The following is a 20541-nucleotide window of genomic DNA, read 5'->3' on the forward strand; positions in this document are numbered from 1 at the left end:
CGACGGCGTTTGTGAGAGACGTTATTATGTTACCTGTTCCTGCCGCCTTGAGTGTTCATCGTGCCCCGTCTTTTTGCCTTTTTTGTCGCTATCAGTGCCAGTTTGTTGGTGATTTCCCCGGTTCAGGCGCAAGTCAGCGTGCTGACCAGCATCAAACCCCTGCAGTTGATTGCCGCCGCCGTGCAGGAGGGCGTCGACACGCCTGAAGTGCTGCTGCCGCCGGGCGCTTCGCCGCACAACTACGCACTGCGGCCTTCCGATGTACGCAAGGTGCAGTCGGTCGACCTGCTCTACTGGATCGGCCCGGACATGGAAAGCTTCCTGCCCCGGGTGCTCAAGGGCCGCGGGCTGCCGAGCGTGGCGGTGCAGGACCTGCCGGGGATGAAGCTTCGTCGGTTCGCCGAAGATAGCCACTCCCATGCCGAAGATGCCGACGAACATGACCATGATCATCGTCCGGGCACGCTGGACGCGCACCTCTGGCTGTCGACGGTGAACGCCCGGGTGATTGCCGCGCGCATGGCCGCGGACCTGAGTACGGCCGATCCGGCCAACGCGCAACGCTACCAAAGCAATGTAAATGCCTTCGATGCGCGGCTCGATGCCCTGGATGCGCGGTTGAAGGCACGTCTGGCAGGGGTGGCGGGCAAGCCGTACTTTGTCTTCCATGAGGCCTTCGACTACTTCGAGGATGCCTATGGGCTCAAGCACACCGGTGTGTTCAGCGTGGCCGCCGAAGTGCAGCCGGGCGCCCAGCATGTAGCGGCGATGCGCACGCGCTTGCAGGAAGTGGGCAAGACCTGTGTGTTCAGCGAACCGCCGTTGCGCCCGCGCTTGGCGGAAACCCTGGTGAGTGGCTTGCCGGTGAAGCTGGCTGAGCTGGATGGCCTGGGTGGCTATACGCCGGCGGGGGCGCATGGGTATGAGCAGGTGCTGGAGAAGTTGGGCAATGACCTGGCGGGGTGCCTGGAGTCGTTGTAGGTAGCCGAGCATTACCTCAATGCCATTGCGTCAAGGAAGCGCTGATTTATTCAAGAGGCCAGTTCTTGCTCTCAGGTAAATCAAGGCCTTCAGGGTGTTTTCGGACGAAAAACCGAATGAATCAGCGTTTCCCTAAGTGAAGATTAAAGCCGAGTGCGACCTTGTGGCGAGCGGGCTTGCCCGCGCTGGGGGGCGAAGCGCCCCTAAAACCGGCGAATGAAGTCTATCAGGCAGACCGAGGCGGCCGGTTTGCGACTGCTTCGCAGCCGGGCGCGGGCAAGCCCGCTCGCCACAAGGTGAGTTCGCAGTAGCTTGTAAATCGGCTTTAGAGCGCGAACGGCAACGAGCAACTGACCTGCTGGCGCTGCGCCAGGCGCTGCTGGAACTCCATCGGGTCGTGGATCAGCACGTCCTGCCCGGCAAAGGATTCGGCGGCAATCAGGCGCGACAGCCAGAAGCGCACGCAGCCCACCCGCAGCATGGTCGGCCACAGTTCCGCCTCACTCGCGGTAAACGGCCGCAGGCCGGCATACGCCCCCAGCAGTGCCCGGGCCCGTTGTCCGTCGAGCACCCCGGCGTCATCCGAGCACCAGTCGTTCAGGGCAATCGCCACGTCGTAGAGCATCGGCCCGGAACAGGCGTTGTAGAAGTCGATCAGCCCGGTCAGGTGAGTACCTTCGAACATCGCATTGTCGCGGAACAGGTCGGCGTGCAGGTTCGCCCTTGGCAGCGCGAGGATCTGCGCCTTGTACCGGCCGATCTCTTCCAGCGCCGCTTGCAGCAAACCGCGGGCCTCGTCGCCGAGGTGCGACTGCAACTTCTCGCCCTCTTCGAGCATCCAGTCCAGGCCGCGATCGGTCTTGCGTTCGAGGATATGGTCGCGGGTCGCCAGGTGCAGGTGGCCGAGCAACTCGCCGACCTGGGCGCAGTGCTGGGCGTTGGCCACCTTGATGTGCTTGCCGGCCAGCCGCGGTTGCAGCAACGCCGGCTTGCCGGCCAGTTCGCGCAGGGCCTGGCCGTCGGTGGTGCGCAAGGCATAGGGCACCGGCAGGTCGGCGTCGTGCAGCACGTCGAGCAGCTCGATGAAGAACGGCATTTCCTGCACCGGTCCGCGTTCAACCAGGGTCAGGACGTATTCACCCTTCTCCAGGCTGATGAAGAAATTGGTGTTTTCACTGCCGGCGGCAATTCCCTGGAAGTCGAGCAGACGACCGAGCCCGTAAGGGGCGAGAAAGGTTTCCAGCTCAGGCCGAGCCAGGGGGGTGAACACAGACATGGTTAAAACTGCCAGTACGGGCGCCGCCCAAGGCGGCGCCGATTAAAGTTAGGGGCTTACTTCCACTCGAAGATCTTCCACGCCGGAATCAGCATATCCGGTTGGTCCGAGCGGATATAGTTTGCATCAGTACCATCGGCACGGACCAGAAAGTAGGGCTTGCCACCCTTGGGGGTGACCTTGATGGCGTACAGAAAGCCATTTACCCGGTATTCCTGGATCGTTTTGTCACCTTCCGTGTGAATCGTCACTTCTGGTTCGGCTGAAGGCGCATCCGTCGCGGCCAGGGTGGCCAACGACGTCAGTGCAAGCAGGCCGCCCAATAACAGGCGATTGAGTTTACGCATGATAACCTTGTCCCTTTGTCGTCAACGGTCCGGCTATTCTAGCGCCGCACCCGCCGAAAAGGTTGATCGTACTCATGAACCAAGCTCCTCTCGTCCTGGTGGACGGTTCTTCCTACCTGTATCGCGCCTTCCATGCGATGCCGCCGCTCACCACGTCCAAGGGTTTGCCCACCGGAGCGGTCAAGGGCGTGCTGAACATGCTCAGAAGCCTGCGCAAACAGTATCCACAGAGCCCCTTCGCGGTGGTCTTCGACGCCAAGGGCGGGACCTTTCGCGATGAAATGTATGCCCACTACAAGGCCAACCGCCCGAGCATGCCTGACGACATGCGCGTGCAGATCGAGCCGCTGCATGCCAGCGTGCGTGCCATGGGGTTCCCGTTGCTGTGCGTGGAAGGCGTGGAAGCCGACGATGTGATCGGCACCCTGGCCCGCAGCAGCGCGGCCGCCGACCGACCGGTGGTGATCTCCACCGGTGACAAGGACATGGCGCAGCTGGTCGACGGGCACATTACGCTGGTCAATACCATGAACGAAACCTCGCTGGACGTGGAAGGCGTGAAGGCGAAGTTTGGCGTCGCTCCGGAGCAGATCATCGATCTGCTGGCGCTGATGGGCGACTCCTCCGACAACATTCCCGGGGTCAAGGGGGTCGGCGAGAAAACCGCCGTGGCCCTGCTGGTGGGGGTCAACGGCGGTTTGAAGGAGCTCTACGAGCAGCTCGACCAGGTGCCGAACCTGCCGATTCGCGGGGCCAAGACCTTGCCGGCCAAGTTGCTCGAGCACAAGGAGATGGCGTTCCTGTCCTATCAGTTGGCGACCATCAAGATCGATGTGCCGCTGACGATCGGCCTGGACGACTTGCACCTGGGCGAGCCGGACCGGGAGAAGCTCGCCGAGCTGTATGCCGAGCTGGAGTTCAAGAGCTGGATCGACGAGTTGCAGCGCGAAACCAAGCGTCTCGAGCAGGCGGCTGCCACGGCGCCGCAGGCTGACAGAGCCGGGCTCTTCGACGCCGAACCGGCGGATGCTACCCCGGCGCAGGCCGAGGCTCCCAGCGCGCCGCAGTACGAAACCATCCTCGACCAGGCCCGCTTCGATGTCTGGCTGAAGAAGCTCAAGGAGGCGAAACTTTTCGCCTTTGATACCGAAACCACCGGGATCGACGCGCAACAGGCGCAACTGGTCGGTGTTTCCTTCGCCGTCCGGGCCAATGAAGCCGCTTATGTACCGCTGACCCATTGCTATATCGATGCGCCGCCGCAACTGGACCGCGACAACGTGCTGCGGGCCTTGCAGCCGCTGCTGGAAGACCCGGAAAAGCTCAAGGTCGGCCAACACGCCAAGTTCGACATGAACATCCTCGCCAACTGCGCCATCGGCGGCGACCCGGCATGCGGCATCAGTGTGCGTGGCGTCGCCTTCGACACCATGCTCGAGTCCTACGTGCTGAATGCCACGGCGACCCGGCACGATATGGACAGCCTGGCGAAGAAGTACCTCGGCTACGACACCGTCAGCTTCCAGGACATTGCCGGCAGGGGCGCCAAGCAGCTGACCTTCGACCAGATCGCCCTGGAGCAGGCCGGGCCCTATGCCGCCGAAGATGCCGACGTGACCTTGCGCCTGCACCAGGCCCTGCATGCGCAGCTGGCGGCCGTGCCGAGCCTGCTCAGCGTGCTGACCGATATTGAAATGCCGCTGGTGCCGGTGCTGGCGCGGATCGAGCGCCAGGGGGCATTGGTCGATGCCGCGTTGCTCGGCGTGCAGAGCATCGAACTGGGCGAGAAGATGGTGGCGCTGGAGCGCGAAGCGTTCGCCATCGCCGGCGAGCAATTCAATCTCGGTTCGCCCAAGCAGCTGGGCGCGATCCTTTACGAGAAACTTGGCCTGCCGGTGCTGAAGAAGACCGGCAAGGGGCAGGCGTCCACGGCGGAAGAAGTGTTGGCCAAGCTGGCCGAAGATGACTATCCGTTGCCCAAGGTGCTGATGCAGTACCGTTCCATGAGCAAGCTGAAAAGTACCTACACCGATCGCCTGCCGGAGCAGATCAACCCGCGTACCGGGCGTATCCACACCTCCTACCATCAGGCGGTGGCGGCCACCGGTCGGCTGTCCTCCAGCGATCCGAACCTGCAGAACATCCCGGTGCGCACCGCCGAAGGGCGGCGGATCCGCCAGGCGTTCATCGCGCCCAAGGGCTACAAGCTGCTGGCGGCGGACTATTCGCAGATCGAACTGCGGATCATGGCGCACTTGTCCAAGGACGAAGGCCTGCTCAATGCCTTCCGCCACAACCTCGACGTGCACGCGGCGACGGCGGCGGAAGTGTTCAAGGTTGAGTTGGCCGAGGTCACCTCCGACCAGCGCCGCAGCGCCAAGGCCATCAACTTCGGCCTGATCTATGGCATGGGGGCGCAGAAGCTGGGCAAGGACATCGGTGTCGATACCAAGACCGCCAAGGCTTATATCGACGTCTACTTCGCCCGTTATCCGGGGGTTCGCGAATATATGGAGCGCACCCGCGCCCAGGCTTCGGAGCAGGGTTATGTCGAGACCCTGTTCGGGCGTCGGCTGTACCTGCCGGAAATCCACTCCAACCGGCCCCAGGAGCGTGCTGGCGCCGAGCGCACGGCGATCAACGCGCCGATGCAGGGCACGGCGGCGGACATCATCAAGAAGGCCATGGTGGCGGTGGATAACTGGCTCTGCGAATCCGGCCTGGATGCCCGGGTCATCCTCCAGGTGCACGACGAACTGGTGCTGGAGGTGCGCGAGGAGCTGGTGGAGGAAGTCAGTGAGAAGATTCGCCGTTACATGAGCGGCGCGGTGCAGCTGGATGTGCCGTTGCTGGTGGACGTGGGCGTGGGCGATAACTGGGATGAGGCGCACTGAGCCTGGACCTTGAACGCGCCACGGACCTCTGTGGGAGCCGGCAAGCCGGTTCCCACAAAAGCAGGGTTTTGCCGTGACATGGCGTTGCGGCAAAACACCATCGAAAGGCCATTAGTTCCGGAATTGGCGCCACTTATGCCAAATAGTTTTTGAAAATATTCGGAACTAAATCGGCAAGGCCGCACTCAGAGTTACTGAATGGCTGGTGAAGCCCTTCGATGCTCCTATGTTGTGTTAAGTGTTGGCAGATATTCCGGACGCCGCCCTAGCGGTTCGGAACTTAGACCCCGAACTTCCCCTCCCCATACGAAGTCCGGGGTTTTTTTTACTCAAAATTTGCCCCCATGGTGCGTCATGCCGCGTCAGAGGCCGGTTCGCGGCTCTTCGTAGGCGCCTGGCTTGTCGGATGCCGCAGCGCAGCGATGAGGCCCTTGAGCCGTGCGTCGCCCTTTCGGCCGCCATCGCCGGCAAGCCGGTTCCCACAAAGGTCCGTGGCATATTGCCCGGCCGCGGCGCGTTATTCCGCTGCGGCTTCGCTGCCCTTGTCCGCCAGTTCCATCCAGTCCGCCAGCACCGTGTAGGCCTCTTCCAGGCCCAGGCGCTTGGGCGCCGAGAACAGCTGGATGCTGATGCTGTCGCCCCAGCCCTTGCGGATTTCCGCCTGTACCTTGAGCAGGGTGTTCTTTGCCGCGCCATAGGTCAGCTTGTCGGCCTTGGTCAGCAGGATATGCATCGGCATGCCGCTGGCCACCGCCCAATCGAGCATCAGGAGATCGAAGTCGGTCATCGGATGGCGGATGTCCATCATCAGGATCAGGCCCTTCAGACTCTCGCGGCCACCCAGGTACGCTTCCAGGTGGCGCTGCCAGTGCAGCTTGAGCGGAATCGGAACTTTTGCATATCCGTAGCCCGGCAGGTCGACCAGACGCCGATCATCGTCTAGCTTGAAGAAGTTCAACAACTGTGTGCGACCCGGGGTTTTCGAGGTGCGCGCCAGGCTCGCATGGGTCAGGGTGTTGAGGGCGCTGGATTTGCCGGCGTTGGAACGGCCGGCAAAGGCCACTTCAAAGCCTTCGTCGTCCGGGCACTGGTCGACTTTGGCGGCGCTGAGCATGAAGGTGGACTGTTGGCACAGGCCGAGAATGGGGTTCTTGAGTTGCATGGGATTTCCGATGTGGGCGGTGCCGGGGATGGATGCGGCAGCAGTGTCGTTTCCGTTTCAGTAGCGCCAGTATATAATGCCGCAGATTTTGTGTGTGCTTTGTCCCTACACAGGATAAAGCCCACGGGGGCGATAGACCTAGACCGCGCAGTAGAACGCGGTGTGTCCCCAACCCTGAGAAGGTCATTTATGACCCAATGGCTGCTGGCCGCCGGGCTCTTGATGCCGCTTTACAGCGCGCAGGCTACACAGGATCCGGAAGCCGTGTACAACCGTGTTTGTGGTGCCTGCCATGCCGGACAGTTGCCGATGGCCCCTCGAAAGGGTGACCCGCTGGCCTGGAAGCCAAGATTGGCGCAAGGTATGGAGACGCTGGTGCAACACGTGACCCAGGGTTTCAAGGCGATGCCGCCGCGTGGTTTGTGCATGGACTGCAGTGCCGAGGATTACCGAAGCATCATCCAGTGGATGAGCGAGTAAGCCCGGTCCATAACTCTTAACCCTTAGCCGTAGTTGGATTAGCTGATGAACAAACTGATCGTGAGTCTGCTGTTGACCCTGGGGATCACAGGCCTGGCACAGGCCGCTGGCGATGCCAAGGCCGGTCAGGCCAAAGCCGCCGTCTGCGGAGCCTGCCACGGGCCCGATGGCAACAGCATGGCCCCCAACTTCCCGAAACTGGCCGGCCAGGGCGAGCGCTACCTGACCAAGCAAATGCAGGACATCAAGTCGGGCAAGCGCACCGTGCTGGAAATGACCGGCCTGCTGACCAACCTGAGCGATCAGGACCTGTCCGATATCGCCGCCTACTTTTCCAGCCAGCAGGGCAGCGTCGGTGCCGCCGATCCCAAGGTCGTTGCCCGCGGTGAAGAGTTGTTCCGCGGCGGCAAGCTGGACCAGGGCATGCCGTCCTGCATCGGCTGCCACTCGCCCAATGGCGCCGGTAATGCCGCCGCCGGCTTCCCGCACCTGGGCGGCCAGCATGCGCAATACGTTGCCAAGCAGTTGACCGACTTCCGTGAAGGCAACCGCACCAACGACGGCGATACCATGATCATGCGCAGCATCGCGTCGAAGATGAGCAACAAGGATATCGAAGCCGTCTCCAGCTACGTACAGGGTCTGCACTGAGGTTCTGACGGTCAGGCGCGCGGCGGATTGTCATCTTTGGCAACGTTAATGATCGATTAATCCGCCGCTGCAACGATAAAAGGGTGGCCTTGGCCGCCCTTTTTTGTGGCCGCTGCCGTTACACTGATTATCGAACTAGAGCCCGCCCCGGCCTGTCTGGATGACAGGTCGCGTCCGAGGCCACTTATTCCCTGTCCAGGAGCAAAGCATGCGTAATCTGATTCTCAGCGCCGCACTCGTCACCGCCAGCCTGTTCGGCATGACGGCCCAGGCCGCCGATGTGCCACTTGAGGCCGGCAAGACCTACGTCGAGCTGGAAAAACCCGTGCAGGTTGCCGTCCCGGGCAAGATTGAGGTGATCGAGTTCTTCTGGTACGGCTGCCCGCATTGCTATGCCTTTGAACCGACCATCAATCCCTGGGCCGAGAAGCTGCCCAGCGACGTCAACTTCGTGCGTATCCCGGCCATCTTCGGCGGCCCCTGGAACGCCCACGGGCAAATGTTCCTGACCCTCGAAGCCATGGGTGTGGAAAACCGTGTGCACAAGGCGGTGTTCGAAGAAGTGCAGAAAACCCACAAGATGACCCAGCCTGAAGAGATGGCCGACTTCCTCGCCGGCCAAGGCGTCGACAAGCAGAAGTTCCTCGATACCTTCAACTCGTTCGCGATCAAGGGGCAGATGAAAAAGTCCAAGGACCTGGCTGAGCAGTACGGCATCTCCGGCGTACCGACCATGATCGTCAACGGCAAATACCGCTTTGACCTCGGTACCGCCGGTGGTCCTGAAGCCGCGCTGAATGTCGCCGACCAGTTGATCGCCAAGGAGCGGGCCGCCATGACGGCGGCCAAGTAAGGCCGCCGCCGTGATCGGGCGCTGGGGGACGGAGCGTCTCGTTGGCCTGCATGAGCCCAGGGTCAACGAGCGTCACCTGGAGAGTACCGGCCTGCCGGCGGACAACCGCCTGCGCCTGCTCAGTTTCAATATCCAGGTGGGGATCAGTACCCAGCGTTATCGACATTACCTGACCCGTGGCTGGCAGCACTTGTTGCCCGCCACCGGGCGCGCGGACAACCTGCAGAAGATCGGCGGCCTGCTCGCCGACTTCGACCTGGTGGCCCTCCAGGAGGCCGATGGCGGCAGCCTGCGTTCGGGCTACATCAATCAGGTCGAGCACCTGGCCCAACTCGGCGCTTTTCCCTACTGGTACCAGCAACTCAACCGCAATCTCGGGCGGCTGGGCCAGCACAGCAATGGGGTGCTGAGCCGTTTGCGGCCCTCGGCGATCGAGGATCATCCCTTGCCGGGGCCGGCCGGCCGCGGGGCCATTCTCGTGCGTTTTGGCGAGGGCCCGGAGGCCCTGGTGGTGGTGATGATGCACCTGGCCCTGGGGGCGCGGGCGCGTACCTTGCAACTGGCCTATATCCGCGAGTTGATCGGTGGTTTTCGGCACCTGGTGCTGATGGGCGACATGAACACCCAGGCCAGCGACCTGCTGCTACACTCGCCTCTACGAGACCTCGGCTTACTTGCGCCGCAGGTGGAAGCCACTTTCCCCAGTTGGCGTCCGCAACGCTGCCTGGACCATATTCTGCTCAGCCCGAGCCTGACGCTGGAGCGAGTCGAGGTGCTGGCCCAACCTATTTCCGATCATTTGCCGGTGGCCGTCGAAATTCGTCTGCCAGGTTCCATCGGTTCTGATACGTTGCCGGCCTTGAGTAGCTAAATCTCGCGGACGCCGGCATGAGCAGCGAAGAAGTCGAACGCTGGAAAGAGAAATACCTTAAAAGCATCGAACAACAGGAAAAGCTCGAGCGTCGTTGGGACGCCCGTCTGGACCTGCTTCGCCGTGGGCTGGTGCGCAGCACCCTGGCGGCGGAAGGGACCGACCGTGCGGTTGACCAGTGCATGAAGGAAATGCGCGACATCGTGCGCAGCGACGATATGGATGCGGCGTTGTCGGCCCTGTTGCCGCGGCTGGAAAAGGCCGTGCTCGACTCCGAGCAGCGTCGTGAGATCCGCTCCGAACAAGTCAGCAGCGCGTTGAATGCGCTGGTGACCCAGCTGCAATCCCTGCCGCTGCCCCGCGAAGTCAGGCGGCCGCTGAAGAACTTCGCCAAGCAGCTGGAGGGGCGCGTCGGCCAGGCGCGGGAAATCCCCCTGCTGCTCAGCGAGCTCAGCAGCCTGCAAGGCAAGGCCCTGACGCAGCTTGAGCAGCCGGCTGAGCCGGGTCGGCCGAGCCTGTTGCAACGGTTGTTCGGCGGCAAGGAGAGCGTGCCGGAAACCACCCCGGGGCATCCCCCGGCGCCCTCTGCCGGGGCCGAAGGGGTTGCGGTCCATGCGGTCGAACCCACGGCCCGTGACGCCGAGGTGTCGGAGCCTGTTCATGCACCGGCCCCGGCCCCCGCAGCACCTGCTGTAACACCTGCACCTGTAGCTGCCCCGGCCGTAGCGTCGGCGCCTGCGCTTGTGGCCCCGGTCGAGGTCGCCGCGCCAGAATTGCCTCGCTCGGCGCCGCCCGCTATCGAGTCCGAGCCGGCCCCTGCGGCAGCGCCCGTCGAGGCCGTGGCCTATGTGCCGCCGGTGTTGTCGCCGGAGCCGTTGGCCGCGGTCGCCGAGCCGGTACCCGAGGCACCGTCCATGGCCCCGGCGAGCAAAGAGCAGCAACCGCCGTCGCCGCTAGCGGCGGCCGAGCCCGGGGGGCCACCCGCTTCGCTCGTCAAGGTGGCCGCCCCGCCAGAAGCGCAGGCCCTCGCGGTACATCCCGTGGCCACGGTATTTATCGACAGCCTGCCGTTGCCGCCGGTGATGGCTGAAGCGCTGGCGGCGGTCGACCCGGAGTATCCGGAACCGGATGTGCTGTTTGCCTTGCCCGAATCCCCGGAGCCGTCCTACAGCTCGGTGGCCGAACACATCGAGTCGACGTTGCTGGGCCTGCTGGATGACCTGACCCTGCCCGAACGGCACCAGGCGCACGCCGAAGCCATGCGCCACCGGCTCGAACATGGGCTGAACTGGTACGAGTTGCTACCGATCCTCGACGATCTGGCGGTATTGATGCTGGCGATCAACGATAGCGGCCAACACGATTTCCAGATCTACCTCAAGCAACTCAACGAACGCCTGGAGTCGTTCCAGAGCAACCTGCAGGCAGCCAGTGCGGGGCATGCCGAAGGGCGTACGGCGGCGAATGAGTTGCACAGCCAACTGCGCGAGCATGTCGATAGCCTGCAGAGCAGCGTGCAGGATGCCGCGGACCTGGACAGCCTCAAGCACGTCCTGGAAAACCGCCTCGAAGGTTTGCTCGGCACCATGGACCAGCACCAGCAGCAACGGGCGATCCGCGAGCAGGAAGTCGCCTTGCGCCTGCAAAGCCTGGCCGAGCGTGTGGCGCACATGGAGCAGGAGGCCCAGGGCTATCGTGATCACCTTGAGGAACAGCGTCAGAAAGCCCTGGTCGACCCGCTGACCGGCCTGCCCAATCGCGCGGCCTGGAGTGAGCGGCTGGAGCATGAGATGGCGCACTGGCAGCAGCATGGCAACACCCTGCTGATCGCCATGCTCGATCTTGATCACTTCAAGCGGATCAACGACAACTATGGCCACCTGGCCGGCGACAAGGTGTTGAAGATCATTGCCGGCGAGTTGCGCAAGCGCCTGCGTGCCAGCGATTTCATTGCCCGGTTCGGCGGCGAGGAATTCGTCCTGTTGGTGCCCAATACCCCGATCAGCGCCGGGCTCAAGCTGGCCGAGAGCTTGCGCGCGGCGATTGAAGCCTGTCCGTTCCACTTCAAGGGCGAGCGGGTGACGATCACCGTGTCGGTCGGGCTGTCGGCGTTCAAGACCGGTGAGCGCGGCGATCATGCGCTGAAAAGAGCCGATGAGGCGCTTTACCGGGCCAAGAATGCCGGACGCAATCGTGTCGAGCAGGGCTGAGTACAAGGCCTGCGTTCTGTAGGCGCCGGCAAGCCGGCTCCTGCAGTGCGGGTGTTGAGCGAAAGGGTTGGACCAGGGGCAGGACGCTGCTCCAGGTTGCATCAGGTAACAGTGTATTGGGCGCTGCCGGGCTTACCAGTACGTTATGCTGTCAAATTACTGTCTTTGTTTGTTGCCGCCACCATGAAACTGCTCCCCTTGCTTCTTTCGATCCTGCTGCTGGCGGGCTGCGCCAGCGGTCCGCGCATCGACACCAGCCACCCGTCGGTCAACTACGACAACCGCGTGCAGTTCGTGATCCTCCACTACACCTCGGCGAATATGGAAAACTCGCTGAGACTGCTGACCCATGGCCAGGTCAGCAGCCATTACCTGATCGGCGACGACCCCCGCGCCACGATCTACAAGCTGGTGGACGAGAGCCAGCGCGCCTGGCACGCCGGGGACAGCGAGTGGCTGGGCCGTACCTGGCTGAATTCCAGCTCCATCGGCATTGAAATCGTCAATCCGGGTTTCCGCGACACACCCGGCGGGCGGGTCTGGTTCCCCTACAGCGAGGCCCAGATCCAGGCGCTGGTGCTGCTGCTCAAGGACATCGTCAAGCGCAATCATATCGAGCCGCGTAATGTGATCGGCCATAGCGATATCGCGCCGTTGCGCAAGCAGGACCCGGGACCGCTGATGCCCTGGAAGCGCCTGGCGGCGGAAGGCCTCGGTGTCTGGCCTGACGAACAGGCGGTCGCGGCCTTGCAAGGCGTCTATGCCGCGCAATTGCCGAGCATCACCTGGTTCCAGCAGCAGCTCGTGCGCCTGGGCTATGCCACGCCGCAGACCGGCGAACTGGATGTTGCCACGCGCCATGTACTGGCGGCCTTCCAGATGCACTTCCGCCCCAGCCGCTTCGACGGCCTGCCGGATGCGCAAAGTGCGGCGATCCTCCAGGTGCTGAATTCGTCAGAATAACGTCACTGCCGGACGGTCAGCGCCAACTCGCCAATCTGTTGCTATAACTCATTGGTAAGTCTTCGGATATTCGCTGATGCCGGCTCGTGAGACGTTGCGCACCTGGTTCCATCGTCCCTGGTCGCTGGCATTGCTGGCGGCCCTGCTCAGTATCGTCCTGTTGTTGGCCGGTAGCCTGGGAGTGGCGATGCATCAGGTCAGGCAGCATGAAAGCGAACAGATGAATGCCCAGGGACAACGTTTCCTTGAGCGCCTGGAGCAGCTTTTCGGCCAGCTACGTGAGGGGCTCGATCAATTGGAGGCCCAGCCCTTGCGGGACTGCAGCCCGGCGATGATCGACACTCTGCAACAGCTGAGCTTCAACTACCGCTTTATCTCCGAAGCCTTCTATGTCGATGCCGTCCAGTCCTGCTCCAACTGGCCGAACCGGGAGGCGCACATGACCTTGCGCAGGCCGGATATGCGCGGGCCGACCTACAGTTATTGGCTCAATACCTCGACCGAGCCCAATGACAACCTGGCCACCCTGATGCTCGGACGTGGTCACTTCCGGGTGTCCACCTCCCGTGGGCATCTGAGCGATGTGGTGGAACTGCCGCCGGGGGCCAGCCTGCTGGTGGTGGTCGACCGTGGTCGGCGGGCGATTCCGGTGTTGGGGCCGACGCAGGCCTGGCCGCCCCCTGGCTGGCCGACCAGCGCGCGCGAACCGCTGGTGATCACGCCGGATGAGTTGATCTATCGCATGCCCACCCGCACCCCGGAATACCAGCTGGTGATGGTGGCGCCGCGCGAGACCATGCCGCTGCCGATCGACCCGCTGTGGTGGTGGTTGCTCTCGGTAAGCCTGCTGATTGCCTTCTGTATTGGTGGCCTGACCTTGCAACTGGCCCGTCAGCGCCAGTCGCTCAACGGCGAGCTGCAAGGCGCGCTGCGCCGTGGTGAATTCCAGGTGCTGTATCAACCGATCTTCGACCTCGGCAGTCGCCATTGCGTGGGCGCCGAAGCCTTGATCCGCTGGCGCCGGCCGGATGGCACGCTGACCAGCCCCGACCTGTTCATCCCCCTGGCGGAAGACACCGGGCAGATCCGCCAGATCACCGATTTCGTCCTGCAGCGTTTGCTGGACCAACTGGGCCAGCTGTTGCGGGCCAATCCGCAGCTGTATATCTCGGTGAACCTGGCGGCTTGCGATGTCATGGTGCCGCGTATCGGCGAGGTGATTGCCGACCTGTTGCGGACACACCGGGTCAGCGCCCGGCAGATCGCCTTCGAAGTGACTGAGCGCGGGCTGATCGATGTGGTGGTGGCCCGGGATAATTTGCAGGCCCTGCGCGACGTTGGTCACCAGGTGTTGATCGATGACTTCGGCACCGGCTATTGCAGCCTGGCCTACTTGCAAACCCTGCCGGTGGACTGCCTGAAGATCGACAAGGCCTTTATCGATGCCCTGGGCCATGACGCCGCCAGCAGTGGCGTGGCGCCGCATATCATCCGCATGGCCCATGCGCTGCATTTGCGGGTGATCGCCGAGGGCATCGAGTACGAGCACCAGGCCGTGCTGCTGAGCAGCGAAGGGGTCAATTACGGCCAGGGTTGGCTGTTCGCCCAGGCGCTGACGGCGGTGCAGTTCGTCGAGTTGATCACTCGCGGTCGCCGCCTGGCCTCGCGGCGCCTGGACGACGAGGCCTAGGTGGTGGAGCCGCTAGAGCGGCAGCGCCATATAGAACTGCGTGCCCTGCCCCGGCCTTGAATACACACCCATGCGCCCGCTGTGCAACTGCACGATTTCCTTGCACAGGGCCAGGCCGAGGCCGGCACCGCCTTTCTTGCGGCCGACCTGGACGAAGGGCTCGAAGATCCGGCCCTGTTGACCGTAGGCAATGCCCTCGCCGTTGTCCTCGACGCTGATGATGACCCGCTCGCCATGGCGCCGGGCCTGCAAGCGAATCTGCCCGCCGCGGGCGGTATGGCGCAGGGCATTGTCCAGCAGATTGTCGAGCACGCGCTCCAGTTGCGCTTGATCGGCCGGCAGGCGCGGCAAGGGTGGTTGGAGTTCCACCTGCAGGTCGATGCCCTGGTCCAGGGCCCGTTCGGCGTAGCGCAGGCGGCTGGCTTCGAGCAGTGAGTCGATGTCGCAAGGCTCCAGGGTCAGCTTCTGCAGGCCGTTCTGGTAACGGGAGAAATTCAGCAGGTCGTTGATCAATTGCATCAGCCGCTGCATCTCTTCGTTGACCGTGTTCAGAAGGTCCGCTTCCCGCGATTCGCTGTCGAAATGCACCCGCTCCTGCAACAGGCCGAAGGCCATATGCATGCCGGTAACCGGCGTGCGCAGTTCGTGGGAGGCGCGCAGGACGAACTCGCTCCGCACCCGCTCGAAGGCCCGTTGTTCGGTGACGTCGTGGAGCACCATCACCGCGCCGAGAATATGGCCCTGGGTGTGACTGACCGGGGTCAGGCTGTAGGTCAGCAGGCGGGACTCGCCTTCGACCTCGACCTCAAGGTCCTCCGGTGCCCGTTCCAGGCTGGCCCCGCGCAGGATCAATTGCAGCTGTGCGTCCAGCTCGGGCCGTTGCAGGGCCTCGCCAAGACCTTGACCCAGGCGGTCGCTGTCCCAGCCCAATTGCCGTTGCGCCACCGGGTTGAGGTGCTCCAGGCGGCCTTCGCGGTCAATCATCAGCAGCCCGTCGTCGATGCTGTCGAGCACAGCCTGCAAGCGTTGCTGACCGGCCAGCAATTCGTCGATGTTGGTTGCCTGATGCTGGCGCAGGGCCTCGGCCATGATGCCGAAGCGCCTAGTCAGCAGGTTCATCTCCTGCGCCGAGGAAATCGGCAGGGTCACTTCGAAGTTGCCCTGGCCGATGTGGTCCGCCGCCTCGGCCAGGGCCTCGATCGGCGCGCCGAAACGCCGGGCGATGCCGTGGGCGGTGATGAAACCGATGATCAGCACCGCCAGCCCGACAAACCCCAGCAACCCGGCCACCAGCAGCGCCCGCTCGCGAGCGTTGATTTCCGTCGAGCTGATGTTATCCAGCGCCTGCTTGTGCTCGGCGATCAGGCCGTTGCGCAGGACGTTGAAGCTGCTGGTGAGCTCCTCGATGCTGCCGCTGCCGTCGCGCGAGCGGGCGAAGGCCTGGAGGAACTGCTCGTAGTCGATTCGCGCCTGGGCGAAGCCGCTGCGTACATCGCTGCCCTGCTCATGATCGATGCCTTCGTGGAGCAGCTGCAGGTAGTGCTCGCGCGCCGCCTCGAGCGCGACCTGGTCGGGTTTGTCGCCGAGCATCAGGAGCAACTGGTCGCCCAGGCTCTGGCGTAGCTTGAGGCCCAGGTCCAGGGTGATGAAGTTGTCGCTGACCAGCGACTCCTGGGTCTTGGCCATCTGCATCACGCTGACCAGGCCGAGCATCAGCCCGAGCAAGGCGACCGTGATCAGAGCCGAAATACTCAGGAAGAGCCGGGTGCGCAGCTTCATCGTGAGCTTCATGGTGTGCGACTCACAGGTTGTACTGTTTGCGTTTGCGGTACAGCGTCGAGGCATCGATGCCCAGGGTCTTGGCGGCCTGGTCGAGGGTGTCGCTGGTGGCCAGTACGGCACCGATATGGGCTTTTTCCAGTTCGTCCAGGCTCAGGGCGGCACCGATACGCGGTGCGCTGTTGGCCGGTTGCTCGGCCATGCCCAGGTGGCTGATCTCCACGCGCTCCTGGGGACAGATGATGCTGGCGCGTTCGACCACGTTGCGCAATTCGCGGATATTGCCCGGCCAGCGGTAGTTGAGCAGGGCTTCGCGGGCTTCATCGCCGAAGCCGCGGGCCGGCCGCGCGTACTCCTTGACGAATCGCGCGAGGAAACGATCGGCGAGCATCAGGATGTCTTCACTGCGCTCGCGCAGGGGCGGCAGGTGCAGGGTGATGACATTCAGGCGGTAGAGCAGGTCCTCGCGAAAACGGCCGTCGCGGACCATGTCTTCGAGGTTGAGGTTGGTGGCGGCGAGGATGCGCACATCGGCCCGCCGGGTCACCGGATCGCCGACCCGTTCGTATTCCTTGTCCTGGATAAAGCGCAACAGCTTGGGTTGCAGGGTCAGGGGAAAGTCGCCGATCTCGTCGAGAAACAAGGTCCCGCCATCGGCCTGGTTGACCCGCCCCAGGGTGCTTTCGCTGGCGCCGGTGAAGGCCCCGCGGCTGTGCCCGAACAGCTCGCTTTCCATCAGCTCGGCGGTCAGCGACGGGCAGTTGATGGTCACGCAGGACTTCTTCGCCCGTTTGCTCCAGCCGTGGATGGCCCGCGCCAGTTCGCCCTTGCCGGTCCCGGACTCGCCGAGGATCAGGATGTTCGCATCGGTGCCGGCCACCTGTCGTGCGGTCTCCAGCACGGCCATCATCGACGGGCTGTGGGAATCCAGGCCGTCCTTGGGCTGGCGCACTTCACCTTCGAGGGCTTCGAGGCGGGCCGACAGTTGCCGCACCTCCAGTTGCTTGGCCGTGGCCAGGCGCAGTTGGTCGGGGCTGCACGGCTTGACCAAATAGTCGGCGGCACCGGCCTGGATGGCGTCGACAGCGGTGTCCACGGCGGAGTGGGCGGTGACGATCACCACACGCATCCAGGGCGCCTGGATGCGCATCTGGGCCAGCACATCGAGGCCGTTGTCCTCGCCCAACCGCAGGTCGAGGAAGCACAGGTCGAAGACCTGGCGCTGCAACAGGCTGTCGGCCTGGGCCGCGCTGTTCGCCGTGGCGACGGTGTAGCCTTCGTCTTCCAGGCAATAGCGAAAGGTGCGAAGGATGGCGGATTCATCATCCACCAGCAGAATACGGCCTTGATGTTCCGTGGCGGATTCCATACCCCATGCTCCTTTAGTGAAAGTTTCCAGACTGTCCCGGAAAAATCCGGCACGTTAGAGAGCTGATTCCGATTGACCCGATAACAAGCAGGGTAACGGTCTCCGTCCCTGATTGCTAACCCGCTGATTTGGGGAATTTTTTAAGCTCTTTGCTTCCGACAGTTGGGGGCTCAGCTAATTCCTACTGATTTCTTGCTCTTTATTCGTGAGTTTAGGTTCTTTCCTACGGATTTATCGTGCAATACGCACGACTGCAGGATGGGTATCGTGCAGGATGCGCGTTCATCAATTGGATGAGTTTTTCAACTTATTGATTTTATTGATTATTTCCAATAAAAAAAGCTGGCATGCAGGCTGCAATGCTCCTCCCACGAGTGTTCACAGTGGTCGGGTTGGTTCCTCTCCCCCGGCCCTGGAACAATCACCCTTGTGTCGGAGGAGTTTCAGGATGAATCGCCCACGTACCGCCCATTTCCATCTTTCGCCATTGCACCTGCAGCAAGGATTGTTTGCCGTGCTGGCGTTACTGCTCACGTTGCTTGCCGGCCAGCAGTTCCAACGTTGGAGCCAGGCCAGTGTCCAGGTCCAGCGCCTGCCCGGGCATGCCCTGCAACAAACCCATTTCAGTGCCGCCGGTGCCAGCATCAGCGACCCTGCCGCCTACCGTCTGACGTCGGTCGATCAGGTCCAGGTGCCTGACGAGCCGTTTCAGCAGCGTTGGGTGTTCTAGGCAATAACCGGGCGGTCGGATGCTCGCCCGTGAGCAGCAAAGGCCGCATCGAAAAACTTGTAAGTTGAGGAGAATCACCATGTTGAGCTGGGCAGTCACATTCCTGATCATTGCCATTGTCGCCGCGGTATTGGGCTTTGGTGGCATCGCCGGTACCGCTACGGGTATCGCCAAGATTCTCTTTGTCGTATTCCTGGTGATGTTCGTGGTGTCCTTCCTGTTCGGACGCCGCGGTCGAGGTTGACCCTGAGCCGTAGCCGCCCTGCCGTGGGGCGGCAGCTCCTGTGCTGGCAGGACAGCCGTTTGCCGCTTTAATCCTATGTCGTTCTGACATTAAGTGGCATTTTCACGGGATCCCTGGTTCGGCTGTGACCGTACGTCTAGAAATACCCTGCCAATCCCCCCGATGTTTCCGATTGAATTTGTAGGACTTTTCTGCTTGTTTGGCCTCGATCCACTCTTGTGATACAGAGGGAAAAATGCTTTGTAATGGCCGGTTTACGGCACTTTTTTCGGCTGAAATGTCCTGTCGGCGAGGGGCAAAACAGTCGTATTGTTGAACAAATGTCATGCCGATTCGGCATAGGGTAGTCGTTTACGGCATTAGACGTCCCCCCCTTGCATGGGAATAGTTGCGCCTTTTTTCGCCTGCCAAAAAGCCATCAGGCTGGTGGGCGATGACCTTCCATGGGCGACAGTTGCCAACACTTGGCCTGCATCAGCGCAGTGCTGAGGGGCTCCTGTCCGGCTCCACTTGAAGCAAGGGTAACGACATGAAGAAGGCAAAGCTCAGCCTCGCCTGGCAGATCCTTATCGGTCTGGTACTGGGGATTGCAGTGGGCGCGCTGCTCAACCATTTCAGTGCCGAGAAGGCCTGGTGGATCAGCAATGTGCTGCAACCGGCAGGCGATATCTTTATCCGCCTGATCAAGATGATCGTCATACCGATTGTCATTTCCTCGCTGGTGGTCGGCATTGCCGGGGTCGGCGATGCGAAGAAACTGGGGCGCATCGGCCTCAAGACCATTATCTACTTCGAGATCGTCACCACTATCGCCATCGTGGTCGGCCTGCTGCTGGCCAATGTGTTCCACCCGGGCTCGGGCATCGACATGAGCACCCTGGGCACCGTGGATATCTCCAAGTACAAGGCCACCGCCGCCGAAGTGCAGCATGAGCATGCGTTTATCGAAACCATCCTCAATCTGATTCCTTCGAACATCTTTGCCGCCATGGCTCGTGGCGAAATGCTGCCGATCATCTTCTTCTCGGTGCTCTTCGGCCTGGGCCTGTCGAGCCTGCAGGCCGAGTTGCGCGACCCGTTGGTGAAGATGTTCCAAGGCGTCTCGGAAAGCATGTTCAAGGTCACCCACATGATCATGAACTACGCCCCGATCGGTGTGTTCGCCCTGATCGCGGTGACCGTCGCCAGCTTCGGCTTCGCTTCGCTGCTGCCGCTGGCCAAGCTGGTGCTGCTGGTCTACGCCGCCATCCTGTTCTTCGCTTTTGCCATACTTGGCCTGGTGGCCCGCCTGTTCGGCTTCTCGGTGATCAAGCTGATGCGCATCTTCAAGGACGAGTTGGTGCTGGCCTACTCCACCGCCAGTTCTGAAACCGTGTTGCCACGGGTGATCGAGAAGATGGAAGCCTACGGCGCGCCGAAAGCCATTTGCAGCTTTGTGGTGCCGACCGGCTACTCTTTCAACCTCGACGGTTCGACCCTGTACCAGAGCATCGCGGCAATCTTCATTGCCCAGCTCTACGGCATCGACCTGTCCATCAGCCAGCAACTGCTCCTGGTGCTGACCCTGATGGTCACCTCCAAGGGCATTGCCGGGGTTCCGGGCGTGTCCTTCGTGGTGTTGCTGGCGACCCTGGGCAGCGTCGGTATTCCGCTGGAAGGCCTGGCCTTTATCGCCGGTGTCGACCGGGTGATGGATATGGCGCGGACCGCATTGAACGTAATCGGCAATGCCCTGGCGGTGCTGGTGATTTCCCGTTGGGAAGGCATGTACGACGATGCCAAGGGCGAGCGCTACTGGAACTCCCTGCCGCACTGGCGCAGCAAGGAGCCGCTGCCGGCGGGTGAGGTCTCCAAGGGCTAACCGCCGTGCCCATGGTGTGGAAGTGGCGCTGTTCTTGTGGGAGCAGAGCTTGCTCGCGAAGAGGCCAGCGGGAACGCTAGAAGCTTCGTCGGAGTGCCGCCCAGACCAAGCGCCGCTTCCACAGGTTCGGTGTATTTCCAGCCGCCCAGACAAACCCCGGACTTTCCGGGGTTTGTTGTT

The 20541-nt window shown here is 62.4% G+C and carries 17 protein-coding genes; 12 read left to right on the forward strand and 5 right to left on the reverse strand.

Features of this window, described 5'->3' with window-relative positions:
* Window positions 1-60: 60 nt before the first annotated feature.
* Window positions 61-981 carry a zinc ABC transporter substrate-binding protein gene (locus M5B96_RS25495; RefSeq protein ID WP_248799749.1) on the forward strand — a complete coding sequence of 307 codons (921 nt, stop codon included), beginning with the start codon at window positions 61-63 and terminating at the stop codon, window positions 979-981.
* Window positions 982-1306: 325 nt separating this feature from the next.
* On the opposite strand, the gene M5B96_RS25500 is transcribed toward M5B96_RS25495, so the two are convergent.
* Window positions 1307-2257 carry a homoserine kinase gene (locus M5B96_RS25500; RefSeq protein WP_248799750.1) on the reverse strand — a complete coding sequence of 317 codons (951 nt, stop codon included), beginning with the start codon at window positions 2255-2257 and terminating at the stop codon, window positions 1307-1309.
* A 56-nt stretch (window positions 2258-2313) separates the two neighbouring features.
* The gene (locus M5B96_RS25505) at window positions 2314-2604 is read right to left on the reverse strand and encodes a DUF2782 domain-containing protein (protein WP_248799751.1); all 291 of its coding nucleotides are present in this window, start codon (window positions 2602-2604) and stop codon (window positions 2314-2316) included.
* A gap of 74 nt (window positions 2605-2678) precedes the next feature.
* On the opposite strand from M5B96_RS25505, the gene polA reads away from it, so the two are divergent.
* A complete protein-coding gene (gene polA, locus M5B96_RS25510) occupies window positions 2679-5498 on the forward strand; it encodes a DNA polymerase I (RefSeq protein ID WP_248799752.1) in 2820 nt (939 codons plus the stop codon).
* Between the two features lie 517 nt (window positions 5499-6015).
* On the opposite strand, the gene yihA is transcribed toward polA, so the two are convergent.
* Window positions 6016-6660 carry a ribosome biogenesis GTP-binding protein YihA/YsxC gene (yihA, locus tag M5B96_RS25515; RefSeq protein ID WP_248799753.1) on the reverse strand — a complete coding sequence of 215 codons (645 nt, stop codon included), beginning with the start codon at window positions 6658-6660 and terminating at the stop codon, window positions 6016-6018.
* 189 nt (window positions 6661-6849) lie between these two features.
* Between yihA and M5B96_RS25520 the strand changes: the two genes are divergently transcribed.
* The 7 genes from M5B96_RS25520 (at window position 6850) to M5B96_RS25550 (ending at window position 14378) form a co-directional block, all read left to right on the forward strand.
* Complete coding sequence (locus tag M5B96_RS25520) at window positions 6850-7140, forward strand: c-type cytochrome (protein ID WP_248799754.1); 291 nt, start codon at window positions 6850-6852, stop codon at window positions 7138-7140.
* A 45-nt stretch (window positions 7141-7185) separates the two neighbouring features.
* Window positions 7186-7791: a c-type cytochrome gene (locus M5B96_RS25525; protein WP_248799755.1), complete on the forward strand. Its 606-nt coding sequence runs from the start codon at window positions 7186-7188 to the stop codon at window positions 7789-7791.
* 208 nt (window positions 7792-7999) lie between these two features.
* Window positions 8000-8644, forward strand: a complete 645-nt coding sequence (locus M5B96_RS25530; protein ID WP_248799756.1) for a thiol:disulfide interchange protein DsbA/DsbL — start codon at window positions 8000-8002, stop codon at window positions 8642-8644.
* Between the two features lie 13 nt (window positions 8645-8657).
* The gene (locus tag M5B96_RS25535; RefSeq protein ID WP_412548650.1) at window positions 8658-9515 is read left to right on the forward strand and encodes an endonuclease/exonuclease/phosphatase family protein; all 858 of its coding nucleotides are present in this window, start codon (window positions 8658-8660) and stop codon (window positions 9513-9515) included.
* Between the two features lie 17 nt (window positions 9516-9532).
* Window positions 9533-11725, forward strand: coding sequence for a GGDEF domain-containing protein (locus M5B96_RS25540; RefSeq protein ID WP_248799758.1), 2193 nt, complete (start codon window positions 9533-9535; stop codon window positions 11723-11725).
* 183 nt (window positions 11726-11908) lie between these two features.
* Entirely contained in the window at window positions 11909-12688 is a 780-nt protein-coding gene (locus M5B96_RS25545; protein ID WP_248799759.1) for an N-acetylmuramoyl-L-alanine amidase, read from the forward strand.
* A gap of 76 nt (window positions 12689-12764) precedes the next feature.
* Window positions 12765-14378: an EAL domain-containing protein gene (locus M5B96_RS25550; protein WP_248799760.1), complete on the forward strand. Its 1614-nt coding sequence runs from the start codon at window positions 12765-12767 to the stop codon at window positions 14376-14378.
* Between the two features lie 12 nt (window positions 14379-14390).
* On the opposite strand, the gene M5B96_RS25555 is transcribed toward M5B96_RS25550, so the two are convergent.
* Together M5B96_RS25555 and algB are read right to left on the reverse strand one after the other, a co-directional pair.
* Window positions 14391-16169, reverse strand: coding sequence for an ATP-binding protein (locus tag M5B96_RS25555; protein WP_248799761.1), 1779 nt, complete (start codon window positions 16167-16169; stop codon window positions 14391-14393).
* Between the two features lie 10 nt (window positions 16170-16179).
* Window positions 16180-17526, reverse strand: coding sequence for a sigma-54-dependent response regulator transcription factor AlgB (gene algB, locus M5B96_RS25560; protein WP_248799762.1), 1347 nt, complete (start codon window positions 17524-17526; stop codon window positions 16180-16182).
* 448 nt (window positions 17527-17974) lie between these two features.
* On the opposite strand from algB, the gene M5B96_RS25565 reads away from it, so the two are divergent.
* The 3 genes from M5B96_RS25565 to gltP all read left to right on the forward strand — a co-directional run bounded on the left by M5B96_RS25565 (window position 17975) and on the right by gltP (window position 20361).
* Window positions 17975-18256 carry a hypothetical protein gene (locus M5B96_RS25565; protein WP_248799763.1) on the forward strand — a complete coding sequence of 94 codons (282 nt, stop codon included), beginning with the start codon at window positions 17975-17977 and terminating at the stop codon, window positions 18254-18256.
* Window positions 18257-18335: 79 nt separating this feature from the next.
* Window positions 18336-18500: a DUF1328 domain-containing protein gene (locus M5B96_RS25570; RefSeq protein WP_100940022.1), complete on the forward strand. Its 165-nt coding sequence runs from the start codon at window positions 18336-18338 to the stop codon at window positions 18498-18500.
* A 529-nt stretch (window positions 18501-19029) separates the two neighbouring features.
* A complete protein-coding gene (gene gltP / locus M5B96_RS25575) occupies window positions 19030-20361 on the forward strand; it encodes a glutamate/aspartate:proton symporter GltP (protein WP_248799764.1) in 1332 nt (443 codons plus the stop codon).
* Window positions 20362-20541: the final 180 nt, after the last annotated feature.

This window comes from Pseudomonas sp. MWU13-2105 (assembly GCF_023242315.1).
In the GTDB taxonomy this organism is placed as follows: Bacteria; Pseudomonadota; Gammaproteobacteria; order Pseudomonadales; family Pseudomonadaceae; genus Aquipseudomonas.